Below are 16,294 nucleotides of genomic sequence, written 5' to 3'. Positions count from 1 at the left end.
AACAGGTTGTCACGTATTATGTGAGCTGGCGCAATTTACAATCGTGATATTCGTTGGTTATAAATGGATTAAATAAATTATTCCCTTTATAATTAATTTTTATTTACTCAATTAAATTAGTGTCTTACGTGATGGTTGTGTTGTTTTGATAAATTTAAATACAGATTTAAATAGACAGCTAATCAAGGTGTGGGAATTAACATACTTGCAATATTAGTCACATTTTTGTTGCTTTATTCATTGTTTTTTTATAGTCAGCGCTAGTAATTTCCACTAATCTATTTGTTATGCTCGTCACGTTTTATTGTATTGCCAGTTGTATTTTTTATCGTCTGGTTGACTAATTATTATTAATTGATTTGTATTGACCAGATTATTTATACTCGCCATTCTATTCTCACTATCTATCATCTTGAGTGTTATGTCGTTGTTACTTGAATTATCCACACTGTCTAGTCCTTGCATGATAATTATTCGCGGTATTCCTGGTTCGGGTAAATCAACCCTAGCTCAGCGCTATCTTCAATTAATCCCTGATGCTGTTCACTGTGAAGCGGATCATTATTTTATCAATAGGCAAGGCGAATATTGTTACGATGGAAGTAAGGTTAAGTTTGCTCATCAATATTGCCAGAAAAATATACGTAATGCTTTAAGCAAAGGTCAATCCGTTATTGTCAGTAACACTACGATTAAGCGTTGGGAGTTAACTGCGTTATTGGACATTGCTACCCGCTATAATATCGAACCACATATCATTCACTGTTGTGGCGCATTTACGAGCAACCATAATGTTCCTGCTGAAATCGTGGCAAACATGGCGTTAAACTATGAAGTTTATCCAGGTGAAAGCCGCTATATTCCCAGTTAAAATCGCTATCTCTTACACTTAAAGTAAGCTTTATATAACTTGCTGCAAACCTTCAATTTTGTCATATAACTGTCATAAAACTGAAATATAATAATGAGGCGAAATTGGTTTCGCATATCAGCTATATAAAGGCAAAGTAATGAAGCAAGTTTTGGAAGTATTTTGGCAGTTTTTTACATTGGGGTGGATCAGTTTTGGTGGCCCAGCTGCACATATCGGTTATTTCGAGAAAACATTCGTTCAAAAATTAAAATGGATAGATAGCGAGAGCTATGCAAGATTAATTTCATTAAGTCAGTTTTTACCTGGTCCAGGTTCAAGTCAGATAGGTTTTGCAATCGGTTTACGTCGTGCTGGTGTTATCGGTGGTTTTACCGCGTTCATAGCATTCACATTCCCTTCGGTTCTGTTGCTTTACATTCTAGCAACAACCAATGCGACACAAGATGCAGCATGGTTAGTGAGTATTACCCACGGACTGAAATTATTAGCGGTTGTCGTTGTTGCAGATGCGACGTTAAATATGTACAAAGGTTTCTGTAAAGAGCGCAGTACGGTCACAATCTGTGTGGCAACGGCAGCGGTATTACTGATGGTGCCGAGTCTATTAACGCAAATGCTGGTGCTTATCGCAGCTGCGGTGATTGGTATGCAGCTTAAAAAACCAAACGAAGCAACATCAGTGCCCGCCTCTAAAGGTGGTGTTAATTACTTACCACTCGTGATATTTGCTGTGTTGTTTGCGGGTTTACCGTTATTAACGAATTCACCTGCATGGTTAACTGTCTTTGCTGACTTTTACCAATCGGGTAGTTTAGTATTTGGTGGCGGTCATGTTGTATTACCTATGTTGCAACAAGCGTTAGGTGATGCGATTGATACAGATCGCTTCCTATTAGGTTATGCAGCTGCGCAAGCAGTACCGGGTCCTATGTTCTCGTTATCTGCATTCTTAGGCGCTGATTTGTTAGTTAACTCACCATTGATGGGCGCGTTAATTGCGACGGTTGCTATCTTCTTACCGGGTTTCTTGTTAGTACTGGGTTTCCATGGTGCATGGGAGTCGCTCGCGGCTAAACCTAAAGTAGCGGGTGCAGTATGGGGTATTAATGCGGCGGTCGTTGGCCTACTGATGTCAGCGTTATACCAGCCCGTATTTACCTCTGCGATTGTTAGTCCGGTTGACATGGCCGCGGTTATTGTTGGTTTCTTTGCGCTCCGCACATTGAAATTACCCATTATGGCTGTGGTTGCTAGCTTCATCGCATTTGGTTATGTAATGGGTCTATAGCCTTACTCTGCAATTAAAAATACCCAGTATTATAAGGTGGTATAACCTTATCATTGCTGGGTATTCAGTTTCCTATAAACAAGATATACTTTCGTAAATCGAATTAAATTGCGGATTAAATAAAATGAAGGATTACTATCCGAAACGTATTGTCTGTTTGACAGAAGAAACGACAGAAATGCTGTACATACTGGGCGAAGAAGCGCGTATCGCAGGTATTTCCGGTTTTACTGTTCGTCCGCCGCAAGCGCGACAAGCGCATCCTAAAGTATCTGCATTTACGTCTGCAAAGATAGATAAGATCCTCGATTTAAAACCTGACCTTGTTCTCGGATTTTCTGATATTCAAGCTGATATCGCCGGTGAATTAATCAAGCAGGGCATTGCTGTTCATATCTTTAATCAGCGTTCGGTTGAAGAAGTATTCAATATGATCATGATGTTAGCAAGCCTGGTTGGTGCGAGTGATAAGGCTGCGATTTGGTTACAAGAGATAGAAAGTAAGATTGAGCGTATTAAACTCAATGCGACTAAGTACTGCAAGCGTCCTAAAGTCTATTTTGAGTTGTGGAACGATCCATTAATGTCGGGTATCCAATGGGTTTCAGAACTGATTGAGATCGCAGGTGGTGACGAATGTTTTCCCGACCTTGCTAAAGAGTCATTAGCGAAGAACCGTATTATTGCTGATCCGACTATTGTGGTCGATGCGGATCCTGACATCATCATTGGTTCGTGGTGTGGCCGTAAATTTAAGCCTGAGCATGTTGCTGCCCGAGCAGGGTGGGACAAGATCAGTGCAGTTAAAAACATGCAATTATTTGAAGTCAAATCGGCAAATATATTACAACCTGGTCCAGCTGCCTTAACCGACGGTTTAGATCAACTTGTTGAGATTATCGAAGCATGGCAACAGCAGTACGCAAACGAAAGTGAGAATGAATAACTTGGAAATTGAAAGTATGACGAAATCAGTCGTTGATGAAGCAGTTGTTAACATCGAAGAGAATGTAGACCCAATGCCCGTTCCTGTGGCTAAGCAATGTTCAGAATGCCAAGCGGAATTTGGTTGTGGCGTTGCCTCGGCAATTGAGCAGGGTGGTTGTTGGTGTCAAGATTTACCCGCTATAATGCCATTAGGTACCTTGAGTGATTGTTTGTGTAAAGCATGCTTAGCCAAGGCCATCGGCGTCGAGATCATTAAGCAGCTTAATGCGGCAGGTTCACCAAAAGCGCGTCTTGCACTGGCTGAACCGTATCGTCATCAAACAGAGTTAGTTGAGAACATCGATTTTACCATTGAAGATGGCCGTTATGTTTTTAGTGAGTGGTATCACTTAAAACGTGCTCGCTGTTGTGGTAATGGTTGTCGTCATTGCGCTTATAGATAAGCGTAGAGTACGATTATTTATTGGCTCTTAGATAGTTGAAGTATATGAAAAAACAAAAAACGTTAGTGTCTTGGAGTACTGGCAAAGACGCAGCATGGACGTGTTTGCAATTGGCGAACGATCCATCTATTGAGATCGTAGGTATCTTTTGCTCAGTCAATGCGCAATATCAACGTACCGCGGTTCACTCTGTACGTATTGAGTTGTTACAGCGTCAGGCTGCGGCAATGAACTTACCTTTGGATATTATCGAAATTCCTTATCCGTGTAGCAATATTGAATACGAAGCGATAATGGATGCGTTTGTTGAAAAAGCCAAACAGCGTGACGTCGTTAACTTTGCTTATGGCGATCTGTTTTTAGCGGACATTAAAAACTATCGTGTTAATAATCTAGTCGATACAGGTATTGAAGCGATTTTCCCGTTGTGGGAGCTCGATACCCAACAACTTGCAAGCGATATGTTGGCGGGTGGACAGAAAGCGATTGTTACCTGTGTTGACCCTCGTCGTTTATCTGCCGATTATGTGGGTAAAGTCTTTGATGAAGCGTTTATCGCTAGCCTACCAGAAGGTATCGATCCTTGTGGTGAGAACGGGGAATTTCATACCTTCGTATTTGATAGTCCGTTATTTTCCAACGCCATTGATATTAAAACCGGTAATATAAACAGTGAAGGGCACTACACTTGGATAGACCTAGAGTTGGCTTAAGTATTAGTATTTATACGATTTAAATCAAGACTTTATGGTTTGGTGGTGTAAGTGACCTCTAATGTATGTTTATATGGTGTATGATTGAATACCACTGTATACACATACATGGTTGTATTATTCACCGCCATTTTATCGCCACTTTATTTCCCCCTGCAGGCAAGCGGATTAAACAAAACGGCGTCTTGTAAATGTGATGGGGCAAAGTGGGAATATGCCATTGTTTGTTTTATATCTACATGACCAAGTATCTTCTGTAATACTAAAATATTGCCCCCGTTCATCATAAAATAACTCGCGAAAGTATGTCTTAAAATATGCGTTGCTTGCCCTTTTGGTAAACCTGAAATACACCGGCTTAGCCATTTATACAATACGCCATAGCCACACGTAAATAACCTGCCTGCTGTGTCCTGGTATATCTCATTATATAAATCCTCTGAAATAGGCACTGTCCTATTCCTTTTACCTTTGGTATTGATAAAGGTAATTTTGTGCTTTGTTACCTGAGCGCCTTTTAGGTCTATTGCTTCTGTTATTCGTGCGCCAGTTGCGAGGCAAATTTTAATGATTTGTGTCATTTGTATCGCAATGGGACTGCTTTGAACATCTGCTAATAGCTGTGTTATCTGTTCCTGAGTAAGGTAGCTTAGCTCGCGTTCTGCTGTTTTTAACATCTTCATGTCTGCAAGTGGGTTAGGTTGATTCCATTCATTTAATCGAGCTAGTTCATTAAACACTGCTTTCATCCACAACAAATCATAGTTATGTGAAGATATAGCCAGTTCAGCACCAGTAAGGCCATTATGTACTCCCATTGTTACTCGGTTTGCTCGGTAATGTGCAAAGTCTCTGGCGGTTAATTTTGATGCGACGGGATCGTTTAATTGCTCACAAATGATTTGTAGTCGGCGAAATGCATTAGCACCGCTTTTTAAGTTTTTAGCGTGCAGTTTCCACCACAGATCAAGCAACACTGATAAACGTCTATTATCTTCTTTGCCGCCTAACCAGGGCTTGTCGTCAATCTCGTTCATTGTGTAGCGCTCGAACGCTGTTGCTTCGCCTTTGGTCGCAAAGCGTTTGCGAATACGCTTGCCCTTACTACCTTGCGGATAACACTCACAAAGCCAAGGTTTCTTGTGGCCGTCTTTGAGGTTACGAATAGACATGGTGTATTTCCTTATAACGCGTAAATCAATGTATTTAATATTATAAAACAATGATAACTGTTTTTATATACAGTGTTATATATGATAGGGCTTAAATTAGATGTGTTCAATGTTTGTTTATAGTTGTTAGATACACAGTGTAAGGGAGTGTAAGCATTTGAATTATATTGAAGTAGGCTGAATAGGGGGGATTTATAGCCTATAAGTTGTTTGTTTTTCACTCCTGTCACAGTTTGTTATTAAATAGTCTTGTTTTTCCTTGCTATAAAATTAAACGTCAATAAAATCAGCCGCATAGTGTCCTTGTTAATAATTAACAGGACTGCGCATTTTCTCAGGTCTGCTTTAATATCAGATTAGTATTTTCGCTTATTTATTCATTTTATTAGTTGTTAGTGTCTAGGGTGAACAGATTTGGTCATTGTTTATACGGACCTGTATAAACAACTGTATTCTGTATATCCAAATAAGAGGGAATACAACCCAAATGCTAAAAATGGTGTAGTTTATTGTTATTAAACAATGATTTAATTTCAATGTTTTTACGCTAGTGGTTTTTAGCTGTTATACGGAATTCCGTATAACACACCGTTAGTTTTCTTTTTACACTGGTGCACTTCAAATGACAAAAATTTACAAATACTTTTCTAGTGATGTTATTGAACTTGTTTTTGAAAAAGAAGGGTTTTGTGGGGTAAAGTGTTCATTACCTAAGGATTATAATGATCCTTATGAGCTATTTCTTGGTATGGACTTAAATACACCAACTGAGCAACTTGCTTTCTATAAAGACATAATTAGCGAGATACCCCAAAGTCCTACTACATGCTTTTCCAAATCTCCAATTGTTTCCCCTATGTGGGCTCATTATGCGAATAACCACACGGGCTTCGTATTAGAATTTGATTTAGAAGGTCTTCAGAGCCATTTTAAAGGGAATCCAATTTTGGATGTAGATTATAGGCAACAGCCTCTCGAAAGTTTAAAAAGGATTCTTGAGAGAGCTGCAGTATTAAAAAAACCTAGATACTCATATGATCTGCAAGAAGCTGTTTTTGTTGAGTCATATTTTTCTAAATATGATGATTGGAAATATGAACAAGAATGTAGGTTTGTTGATATGAAGGGGGTCACAGAGAAGGTTGTCGGTAACGACATATTATATATTCCGTGTGAGCTAGTCACAGCCATTATAGTTGGTCCCAAACACCCTGAAAGCCGCATTGAATTGAGCAAGAAAGTGGCGGAGATGAATAGTTTGGCTTGGTATGAATTAGTTATAGGTAAAAGTCACCCTAAACCATACATGAAATCAGAAACTGAACATATATTTACATTTTCAGAAGAATGTATCACTCCCGCGCCTAGCACTTGTAATAGTTGTTCAGAGCCACTTCTTGCTGATAGCGAGTTATGCCCTTGGTGTAATATAACCGAAGCAGATGAAGACGATGCTGCACGAAGCAATCCATTTAGAATGATAAATGCAATGGGACAATTGGATGGTTATATGAGTTCAATGAGTAAAATAGGTAAATAATTGTTTGTAGCTACCGAAAACTAACAAGGCACTTAAACGTAACTAAAACTGTGGGTTTCGATTAGCTACACATTTTAACCCACAATTTCAGTCCGCTTAGTTCGGAGTTAGACAAACAGGTAAAGTTGTACACAGTAATTAATGTTAATAAGGAGATAACTTTGGAAAATTTTTTTAAAGCAGCGCTTGGTGTTGGAGGTTTAGGAACTGTCGGTGCTGCTGTGTTTTTTGGTTTGTACAAAGATTGGTTAAAATTAGATATTTTCTCTCAATTATCTGGTGATCAAACATTTATAATTATGCTTGTTTTCCTTGGCCTGGTTTTCTTTTGCGCTATAGCACTTATAGTGGCACACATGGTAAAAGGGATAAAAATAAATTCGGCCAAAGCTAATAATGGTTCAACAGCAATTATTAATGATAGTAATAAATAGATATGATAACTAGAAATTCAGCTGATTCTAATGAAAATTCTGTTGCTGCCGTCAATAATGGTTCTGGTAGCCAACATATTGATAATGGAACGCATATACACCTAAATAGTTTGGTTAATTTGGCCTCTACATCAATAGGATCCATCGTTTTTGACCCTAGTTCAATGCGAGAAGTTATAATTAATATTGATAGCGCCATTGATAAAAGAGAAGATAGTTGTACAGATTTTAAAATTATTGATGTTGAAGAGAAGAATAAATTAAATGGTTTAACTCAAGAGTACTATGATGACTTTATTGCAATCTCATTCGAGCCATATTTTTCTCAATTGGATAAATTTCTAAAACAACGTGAAAATGAAGATCTCCAGCAACTTGTTTCAAATATAGTTTGTAATTTGAACAGGAAGATATTTATAAAGAGAAAATACTTTGATACATTTGAAGAGCTGTTGGCTTCTATTGAAGAGGCTTTATTAGATTCTGAATTTAAGCATTTACAAGGCAAGGAGGATGCTATTTCCTTGTTTTTATATTATTTGTACGCGGCCTGTTTTATCGGTAAAAAAACTAAGGAGGAGCGAAAATGTTAAGCCCTCATCGTTTTACCAATTTTAATTATTGCTTAATCTATGTGTCTTCATTAGTTATTGAATGTTTAATCACTCGTGGAAGCTCCAGTCTAAATCAGCTTTATGATTATTGTCTATTATCGAGCAATGATATTAATGAGCAAGATATAACCTTGTCTGTAGGTTTGTTATATTTGCTAGGTAAGGCTACATATAATATTGAAAAAGATAAAGTGGAAATTTTGTAATGTTAAAATTAAGTAAAATTTATTCAAATAAAGAAGATTTATTTCCAACGATTGAGTTTAGAGATGGTCTCAATGTCATCTTTGCTAATGTTACAAAAAATGATGATAGTAAATCATCACACAGTTTAGGTAAAACCACGTTAGTTGAACTTATCAACTATATGCTTCTTAAATCTATTGATAAGCATTCATTCCTTAAGAAGGAAGAGTTTAAAGGTTTTATATTTTACCTTGAAATAGAATATAGAGATGATTGTTTCGTAACAATAAAAAGAGTTGTAAATGGAAAAGTTTCATTAACTTCGTTATCGAAAAAAGATAATTTATCAAGTTTTGATAATGAAAAGTGGGATGAAACAGATCTTGGTCTAGATAAGGCAAAAAAGTATTTTGATTCTATTGTTTCTCTGGATATCGTAACTCGAGAAGGATTTAGTTATCGTAATGGTCTTCGTTATTGTTTGAGAAAACAAACACAATATGAGGATACATTTAAGGTTAATACAAGTAGGGAGCCTGATTCAAGTTGGAAATCATATTTGGCTGGAGTGATAGGGATAAACTCTGAAATAGTTAAAAATAAATATGAAACAAACAAAAAAATAGAGTTATTGAAAAGTGCGATCAAGCAGATACAACTATTACCTCAAGAAAGTGCTCAAAGCTTAGATGCTGAAATAGCTCAAATTGAAGCTGCAGTTTCAAGAATGCAACTAGAGTTAGATCAATTTGACTTTAGAAGATCAGATATCGATATTAATGAGGAGCTTGTTCAAGTAGTATCAAAAAAAGTTTCTGATTTAAATTCTGAAATATATAAAGTTGACCAACAACTCTTCGCGATAAAAGAATCATTGAATACTGAATTTTCTTTTGATTTAAATAAAGTTAAAGAATTGTTTTCCGAAGTTGAAATATACTTTCCGGATAACTTGTCAAATTCATATGAAGATTTGATTGAATTGAACCAACAAATGTCTACTGGTCGAAAATATAGGCTCAAACAATCACAAGGGAAACTATATAAAGAGAGAGGATTAATTGAGGTTGCACTAACCAAGTCACTCCAAAAACAAAAAGAGTTAGCATCTATCTTGTTGCAAAAAGATGCATTTAAGAAATATAAAATATTACAAGCTAAACTATCTAAAGAAGAAAGTCGCCTAGCTGTGTTGCAAGATCGTGTTGAGAAACTAGATGCAGCTTCTAATTTATCTGAGAACTTAGATAAGGCTATTGCGGAACAGTCTGAGGCAGGAAAGATTTTACAAAAGGCTACACGAGTTCGTGATAATAATAAAATGAAGAACTCAGTTGAGATATTTAGTGAGATCGTCGACTATGTATTAGGTATATCAGCATTCTTCTACACCGATACAAATAGAGATGGCAATCTCGAATTTAATATTGGTCTAAAAGATCAAACTTCTGTTAATGATGGTTTTTCCTATACGCGAACTTTATCTGCAATATTTGACTTCACTCTTCTTTTAATACATTCCAATGAAAGCTTTTATCGTTTTTGTTATCATGATGGCCTCTTAGAAAGCTTAGATGATAGAGTTAAAATAAAATTAATTGATAAAATGAGGTCGCTATCAGAAGAGTTTGGCATGCAATTTATAATTAGTGTTCTAGATAGTGACATCCCAAATACTCCCGCCGGAGAAAAGGTTTATTTTAAAACAAAGGAAATAATTAGAGAACTTCACGATAAAGGCTCTTCAGGTCGATTATTTAGAATGTCCGCATTTTAATCTTAGTATAACAAAGCAATCAAGGTGATGCGTTATACTCGGCATTTTTGGTATGAAGTTCGGTGCGCTTTGCCGGTTCGGTGGGGTACTCCTTATTGCAGACGTTATATGCCCGCATCACAAAATGAGTAAATGAGAGAAATTATGGATGTAGATAGTTGGTTAAAAGTTGCTCCTATCCTTGCGATAGTATCCCCAATTATAGTGCTATTGATATCGGGGCTTTGGTTTAATCGTTCATTGGAGAAGTTGAAGAGTCGCTTACAAGCTAGTCAGGCGATAGTAGAGAAACGTGCAAACATATATGTAGATATTCAAGAGCCATTAAATGATATTTATAGTTACATTAAACGTGTTGGGAAATGGAAAACACTTACACCCTCTGATGTAATTGAGTGCAAGAGGAAGGTAGACCAAAAAATGCACGCCACTAGACCATTTTGGTCTAAACAGATGCAAAAGTCCTACAAAGAGTTTATGGATATTTGCTTTGTTACAAACCAAGGTCATGCAATTAATGCTGGTATTGTTGCAGAAGTCGCTAAATTTCAAGAGTTGGACTCTTGGGAAAGTGAGTTTACCGCATACTTTACTGGAGAATTTGATGAATCAAAGCTCGATAAGGCAAATGACAAGCTAATGAGTTCATTGTCTAAGGATTTTGGTGTTGATTCGTGAGCTGGAATGGCAAACATAAAAATTATACTAGGTGATATAACAGCAGCTAAAGTTGATGCAATAGTCAATGCTGCAAAGCCTTCTTTGACAGGAGGTCGTGGTGTGGATGGAGCTATTCATAAAGCTGCTGGCCCTAGCTTATTGGAAGAGTGCCTGCAACTGAAGTTATATGATGGTATTCGTTGTCCAGTTGGAGGTGCGAGAATTACAAGTGCTGGTTTTTTGGAATCAAAATGGGTAATTCACACAGTGGGTCCTATTTATAAAGATTCCAACAAACCACAAGAGCTACTTCATAGTGCGTATGTAAACAGTATTGAGTTGGCAATTAGGCATAAATGTAAGTCGGTCGCTTTTCCTGCTATTTCATGCGGGAAATATGGTTACCCACATGAAGAAGCGGTGGAAGTTGCCATAAATAGTCTCAAACCTTACTTAAATACAGGAATTGAGGTTTATTTCTATATAGTTGAAGAAGACTTGTATAGAAAATATAAGAGTAGACTAAGCATAGACGAAACAGGCACATAAATAAGAATAGGTGTCGCGCAGCCGACACCTTATTCGGGTGTTGGAAAAATATGGAGAGTATGGTGGATTTTTATAGGGATTTATTCATTAGCGTTGGTTGGTTTATACCATCTCACTCTACTATGGGTTATATCAGTGCAATAGCTAAAGAAATCAATAAGTCAGAGCAACCAGATATAGAACCATATCTTAAAAATCTCTATTCAAGTGTTAATCAAGCTGCAATGGTTACTGAAAGATATCCAGTAGTTCCCTATATATGTGAATATAAGGATATTATTTCAGAATCAATTGAAGCCCATTTTTTAGGACTGAATTATGCTGCTGTAGCAACTTTAATGCCAGTGGTTGAAGGTGTTGGTAACATGCTGGTTGATGAGTGGGGAGTAGAGAGAAAGTTTAGTAATGGTAGGAACAAAGGTATTCGAACACTGTTCTCCGACCTGGCTCATAAATGTAGGGAGCATATGATCAATAATAATCTCGGAATTGTGAGGGAAATAGTTCCTGCTCTAGAAGCGTTTGAGCATTACCTTAAAAATAATTTTTATATTAGTTCAAGTAAGTACCCCTTCGAGGATAAAACAAATAGGCATGGTATTTTGCATGGTGCATTTAAAGATGCCGACTACGGCGTACCTATGAACTTCTATAAAACAATAGGAGCAGTTGAATTCCTTTGTTTCATAATATCAATTAAAGAGCCAATTAGTTTTTTTGCACCGCCTCCAACAGAAAAGTCTTACCAGTTGGCTAAATATTATGATCTTTGCTCCGCAAACTATTTGGTCAGGCGTGAAATATTAGGTTAAAAAAGTTGTTTAACAGTGGCTCAAAACGCATGCCGCTTTCACCATTATGCACACTGTTTTATCACGTTAACAAGGCTTCATATGCCTCAAGGTAAATCGAACTATGGAAATGAGCCCCAATAAATCTGAAGAGCTGTTCCTATCTCTTGGGTACAATCGTTTTTACGATTTGTTTGATGAAATTATCAAGGATAGTTTCTGGGAAAAGGAAGATTGGTATAGGTTTAGTAAGGTATCAAATATCTTCGCAGTGTATTCAGAACTGTTAACTTATGAACCTTTCAAACACGTTCTTGAGGCTATAAAAATACAACGTCCACCAATGGAGTCTGAAATAGGCGGTCCGTTGTTTAAATTCGTACGTAATATTCTCGCCCATTTCCCAGTTTTCGAAACATGGGATAATGTCTGGGTAAGTAAAGAACTCGTAAATTGGCAAAGAGAAGGCCTTACTATAGACCGCTTCCTCAAAAAGTATTCTGGTCATGCAGAGGTTAAATACAGATTCTGGGAAGCCGAAAAAAAGACAATGAATTATATGAGCATCCGATTTCCACAAGAATATGGTGATAATAAGGTTTATCTCAAAGATATGCTCGCAGAAAAAGACGGTGTAAAGTTCGCACTAATAATGATGCGTAAAATACTAAATACACAAGTGGAGTCCGTTGGTGAAAAGGCATGACAAGGGAATTAATGATCCCCTTTGGTTCGACGCTTAGCGCCTCTACTTCGCTATACCTTTAGTAATGCGAACTGTCCCGTTTAAAGCTCAAACTCTAAGCCATTTCTGTCCATCAATGGTTTATGTGATCGCTCTAAGCCAAAACGCCCCAAAATGAGTTAGTGCAACTACTCATGCATATTTTATTCATGACAGTTTGCCATACATTTTATGGCTCTTCTCCGCTTACATGAGCTTGATATTTGTCAAAAGGCAGTCAGGTTTATCTTGTAGCCTAGAATTAATGTCAATATACTCAATTACATAGGTAGCCTTGTATATAACTTATAAGACTAAATAAATAATTTACAGGACGGCTCTCTTTCCCATAAATATGTAATTAATAAATTTGAAGTATAATCTTATTTTTCAATTGATTAATCTACTTTTATTGGGTGAATGAATTTGGAAAATCGAGAGTCCTGTTATAAAAATGTTACATTTCCAATCCAATGTCGCGAAGTATTTAGATGCCGAAATTTATAGCCATAAAAACACACTATGATCATCGTGAAAGCTTGCCTTCATACCTAAAGTATTCAAAGGTTCCGACTGAAGAAGAATATAATGAGTATTTGGAATTATACGATGAAGGTGTTGGTGGTCAAGGATTTCATGAGTGTATGAATTTTTCTATACCAGATAATGGTGATGTGAAGATATATCTGCCACCAACTTGTCTACCAGCGCAAAGCCTAGTTGATGAAGAGTTTGTTATTTTCTCTTTTACTTATAAACAAGATAAAGAGTTACCATCTGTTGTATTAGGCGTGCATGCTGGTGTAGTGATTAATGATTTGGACGGCATTATACGTACAGACTATCAGATCGAAGGCAGTATTGAAGACTTACTCTATTACGCCTCAGCCGAGAGTGATCTAACAACTCTTTTTACATCTCCATTGCCATATGATTTTAGGGATGGCCTATATACTCCTATCTATACAGCTTGGGGTTATGGAAGAAGATATCTCGAGGAGGAGCATGCCGAAAGGATTATTCGTTCTGCATATGATCTGGCTGTTAACAAACTAGGAACTTCAAAAAATGCAGAGCGTCAAGTTGTTGAGAGGGAGATAGTTGTTCTAGAAAATATATTTTATAGATACTTTTCTGGGGAGCTTAAAAATGAAAGTAATCCTACAATATCATCTCCCGTCAATAGTCGTGTAGATAAAGAGATTGGTTACAGAGGCGAACTTGAGGTTTATAAAAGGGAGCTAGACTACGTCAGGAGTTTAGATCTTAATGATAATTCTGTTGAATGGTTGTCCCAAGGTGCTCCCACCTCAGTTTATGACATAAAGTCAGTAAGAGAAAAAGACGGTAAAATTGTCGATCATTACATCGAAGTGAAGTCTAGCAAGATGGGGTTTGGTGAAAATGTATATATTTCATCTCGCCAAGTTGAGTTTTTCAAAAACAACCCTGACTGTACTAGTTTGGCATTAGTGAATTTTGAGGGTGAAGAGGTTTCCATTTCATATAAATCATTTGAGGATGTCTTAAGTGAATTTGAACTTACACCTGTAAAGTATAAGTTAAGCCCTAGGTGAGCAGAATATAACAAGGCCAAGCAATCAGACTCCGCAACCTGTCACTCAAATTGCGGAGCAATTTAATCGCCAGCTCGCTCCGCTGTTGTTGGCGGCGTTAGCTTGTTGCGTTTATCATCAATGGTAAATTTATAGGAATAAAATGTCAGAAGTAGCAGAATTGTCTTCACTTGAGAGAGTGAACGTAATAAATGAACGCATTAAGCCTCGCTTACGTGAAATTGAACTTTGTGGAAAGGTTAGCCAGTTCATGTTCGATAATAATTGTCATGATGGTGTCGCTAGCTTTACTAAAGCGAGTTTCACTCTCAATGGGGAGGAGTTTTACTCTGGTGAGCATTCTCGTCAATTGACCGACCCTATCTTAGACTCTGGAATAGCTATGGTCAGAGTTATGTTGCAATTATTAGGAGTTAGCGTAGATAAAAATAATAATTTTTTCGCTTATGATCCCAAACCTGGTGATATTGTAATGAGTAGCTTTGGTCTAGTTCGTTTACCGTTACATAATAAACCATTAGATTACTTATCTAATAATGAAATAATGGTACTTAAACTCGCTGCGTTAAACGGCAATAAAGGTGTGGCTCATCTTACAATCCATGAAACTAAATCTATTCCACTTGATCAACTAAGTACGGCTTGTCAAACAATTATTAAGTTAGTGGAAAAACACTTAGTGAATCCTATTTTAAACCCCGAAGCAACGTAAATAAACAAGCTGGCAAGAGCTTTAAACCGAGCTGAAACAGTAGGCTACGTTCCGCTTGAGCAGGCGTTATACCTCTCTATTACCTAATATTTACCAGGTTGATATAAATAATGAAAGAAAACTGGGAAAGTTATAAAAAATGGATTTCTGAAGCGACTCGTTGCAACAAAAAATACTACTATCGTGGGCAGAGTGATAAATTATGGCCTTTGAAATCAACATTTCATAGGAACTCTGTGCCAAAAGGAGTATCACTTTCACATTATTTTAGTACTATTATGCAAGATATTAATTATCAAGTTGCAGCGTTTGATGCTCCTGTAGACTTACTTAATAATGCTGAATATTCAACTTTTCTGGGTAAATTACAGCATCATGGTTTTCCTACTCCTCTGTTAGATTGGACATTATCTGGTTATGTAGCTGCATACTTTGCTTTTAAAGGTGCTCCATTGAAACCCAAGCCAAATGATAAAGTCTCAGTATTTATTTTTGACATTGATAGTTGGAATAAAAATTTCGGTTCCGTAACAAATTTTTTGGGAACTGAGCTTTTTGTGAGTAATTTTGCTGCATATGCAACTGGAAACCAGAGAATGATTCGGCAAATGGGAGTTACAACATCTACCAATGTTGAAAATATAGAACCTTTCATATTGCAAAAAGCCAAAGATGCTGGAGTTGATTTTTTATGGCGCTACGACATGCCTGCTTCAGAAAGAACTCAAGTAATGAAAGAATTAAACTCCATGGGGATTAACGATATGACACTATTTCCTGATTTTGATGGGCTTTGCCAACATTTGAAAGAAGTACACTTTACAAGTCAACAGCAAATAATACCTCCACCTCCACCACCTTTGATGCCGAAGGTATAACAAAGTTGCTTAAGACGGATTCTGTAAACACGTGCCATTTTCGCTTTACTTTCAGTAATGCGAAATGTCCTTGTTGAAGGATAAACTTTAAGCCGTTTATGTCCATCAATGGCTTAGGGTGATCGCTCTAAGCCGAAACTGCCCCTTTTCTTGTTAGAGTTTCTACTCATTCATATTTTGTTCATGACAATTTCCCATACATTTTATCATGCAAAATTTACCAACTAAGTTAATCCTACTTATGTGTAATGAAAAAGACTAGATAGGCTGATTTTATACAGTGTTATTAGTATTTCGGTGTACGCAGTCTCAATTTGTCAAAAGGCAGTCAGGTTTATCTTGTAGCCTAGAATTAATGTCAATATACTCAATTACATAGCGAGCCTTGTATATAACTTATAAGACTAAATAAAT

17 protein-coding genes are annotated in these 16,294 nt (G+C 37.0%); 16 read left to right on the top strand and 1 reads right to left on the bottom strand.

Annotated elements, in window-relative coordinates; translation table 11 throughout:
- The first annotated feature begins 364 nt into the window (after positions 1-364).
- The 5 genes from HWV02_RS13650 to HWV02_RS13630 all read left to right on the top strand — a co-directional run bounded on the left by HWV02_RS13650 (position 365) and on the right by HWV02_RS13630 (position 4,266).
- Positions 365-871 carry an AAA family ATPase gene (locus tag HWV02_RS13650; RefSeq protein WP_255550336.1) on the top strand — a complete coding sequence of 169 codons (507 nt, stop codon included), beginning with the start codon at positions 365-367 and terminating at the stop codon, positions 869-871.
- Between the two features lie 139 nt (positions 872-1,010).
- Positions 1,011-2,162 carry a chromate efflux transporter gene (gene chrA, locus HWV02_RS13645; protein WP_211688229.1) on the top strand — a complete coding sequence of 384 codons (1,152 nt, stop codon included), beginning with the start codon at positions 1,011-1,013 and terminating at the stop codon, positions 2,160-2,162.
- A gap of 124 nt (positions 2,163-2,286) precedes the next feature.
- Positions 2,287-3,108, top strand: coding sequence for a cobalamin-binding protein (locus tag HWV02_RS13640; RefSeq protein ID WP_211688227.1), 822 nt, complete (start codon positions 2,287-2,289; stop codon positions 3,106-3,108).
- A 16-nt stretch (positions 3,109-3,124) separates the two neighbouring features.
- On the top strand, positions 3,125-3,553 hold the full coding sequence (locus tag HWV02_RS13635; RefSeq protein ID WP_255546804.1) for a DUF5522 domain-containing protein: 429 nt from the start codon (positions 3,125-3,127) through the stop codon (positions 3,551-3,553).
- Positions 3,554-3,597: 44 nt separating this feature from the next.
- Positions 3,598-4,266, top strand: a complete 669-nt coding sequence (locus HWV02_RS13630) for an ATP-binding protein (protein ID WP_211671987.1) — start codon at positions 3,598-3,600, stop codon at positions 4,264-4,266.
- Positions 4,267-4,409: 143 nt separating this feature from the next.
- Here the strand turns inward: HWV02_RS13630 and HWV02_RS13625 are convergent, their stop codons facing one another.
- A complete protein-coding gene (locus HWV02_RS13625; RefSeq protein WP_211671986.1) occupies positions 4,410-5,438 on the bottom strand; it encodes a tyrosine-type recombinase/integrase in 1,029 nt (342 codons plus the stop codon).
- 622 nt (positions 5,439-6,060) lie between these two features.
- On the opposite strand from HWV02_RS13625, the gene HWV02_RS13620 reads away from it, so the two are divergent.
- The 11 genes from HWV02_RS13620 to HWV02_RS13570 all read left to right on the top strand — a co-directional run bounded on the left by HWV02_RS13620 (position 6,061) and on the right by HWV02_RS13570 (position 15,880).
- Positions 6,061-6,978, top strand: a complete 918-nt coding sequence (locus HWV02_RS13620; protein WP_211688225.1) for a DUF2971 domain-containing protein — start codon at positions 6,061-6,063, stop codon at positions 6,976-6,978.
- Positions 6,979-7,139: 161 nt separating this feature from the next.
- A complete protein-coding gene (locus HWV02_RS13615) occupies positions 7,140-7,412 on the top strand; it encodes a hypothetical protein (protein WP_211688223.1) in 273 nt (90 codons plus the stop codon).
- A gap of 2 nt (positions 7,413-7,414) precedes the next feature.
- Complete coding sequence (locus HWV02_RS13610) at positions 7,415-8,005, top strand: ABC-three component system protein (protein ID WP_211688222.1); 591 nt, start codon at positions 7,415-7,417, stop codon at positions 8,003-8,005.
- A gap of 226 nt (positions 8,006-8,231) precedes the next feature.
- Positions 8,232-9,989 carry a DUF2326 domain-containing protein gene (locus HWV02_RS13605; RefSeq protein WP_211688220.1) on the top strand — a complete coding sequence of 586 codons (1,758 nt, stop codon included), beginning with the start codon at positions 8,232-8,234 and terminating at the stop codon, positions 9,987-9,989.
- A 132-nt stretch (positions 9,990-10,121) separates the two neighbouring features.
- On the top strand, positions 10,122-10,667 hold the full coding sequence (locus tag HWV02_RS13600; protein WP_211688218.1) for a hypothetical protein: 546 nt from the start codon (positions 10,122-10,124) through the stop codon (positions 10,665-10,667).
- Between the two features lie 6 nt (positions 10,668-10,673).
- Positions 10,674-11,198 carry a macro domain-containing protein gene (locus HWV02_RS13595; RefSeq protein ID WP_211688217.1) on the top strand — a complete coding sequence of 175 codons (525 nt, stop codon included), beginning with the start codon at positions 10,674-10,676 and terminating at the stop codon, positions 11,196-11,198.
- A 59-nt stretch (positions 11,199-11,257) separates the two neighbouring features.
- Positions 11,258-12,010, top strand: a complete 753-nt coding sequence (locus HWV02_RS13590) for a hypothetical protein (protein ID WP_255550333.1) — start codon at positions 11,258-11,260, stop codon at positions 12,008-12,010.
- Between the two features lie 103 nt (positions 12,011-12,113).
- Complete coding sequence (locus tag HWV02_RS13585) at positions 12,114-12,695, top strand: hypothetical protein (RefSeq protein ID WP_211688215.1); 582 nt, start codon at positions 12,114-12,116, stop codon at positions 12,693-12,695.
- 509 nt (positions 12,696-13,204) lie between these two features.
- Positions 13,205-14,290, top strand: a complete 1,086-nt coding sequence (locus tag HWV02_RS13580) for a protein NO VEIN domain-containing protein (protein WP_211688213.1) — start codon at positions 13,205-13,207, stop codon at positions 14,288-14,290.
- A gap of 142 nt (positions 14,291-14,432) precedes the next feature.
- The gene (locus HWV02_RS13575) at positions 14,433-15,002 is read left to right on the top strand and encodes a hypothetical protein (protein WP_211688211.1); all 570 of its coding nucleotides are present in this window, start codon (positions 14,433-14,435) and stop codon (positions 15,000-15,002) included.
- A 110-nt stretch (positions 15,003-15,112) separates the two neighbouring features.
- Positions 15,113-15,880 carry an FRG domain-containing protein gene (locus HWV02_RS13570; RefSeq protein WP_211688210.1) on the top strand — a complete coding sequence of 256 codons (768 nt, stop codon included), beginning with the start codon at positions 15,113-15,115 and terminating at the stop codon, positions 15,878-15,880.
- The last annotated feature ends 414 nt before the right edge of the window (positions 15,881-16,294 follow it).

The sequence above is a fragment of the Moritella sp. 28 genome (assembly GCF_018219435.1).
In the GTDB taxonomy this organism is placed as follows: domain Bacteria; phylum Pseudomonadota; class Gammaproteobacteria; order Enterobacterales; family Moritellaceae; genus Moritella.
This window is presented reverse-complemented; position numbering and strand designations above follow the sequence as displayed.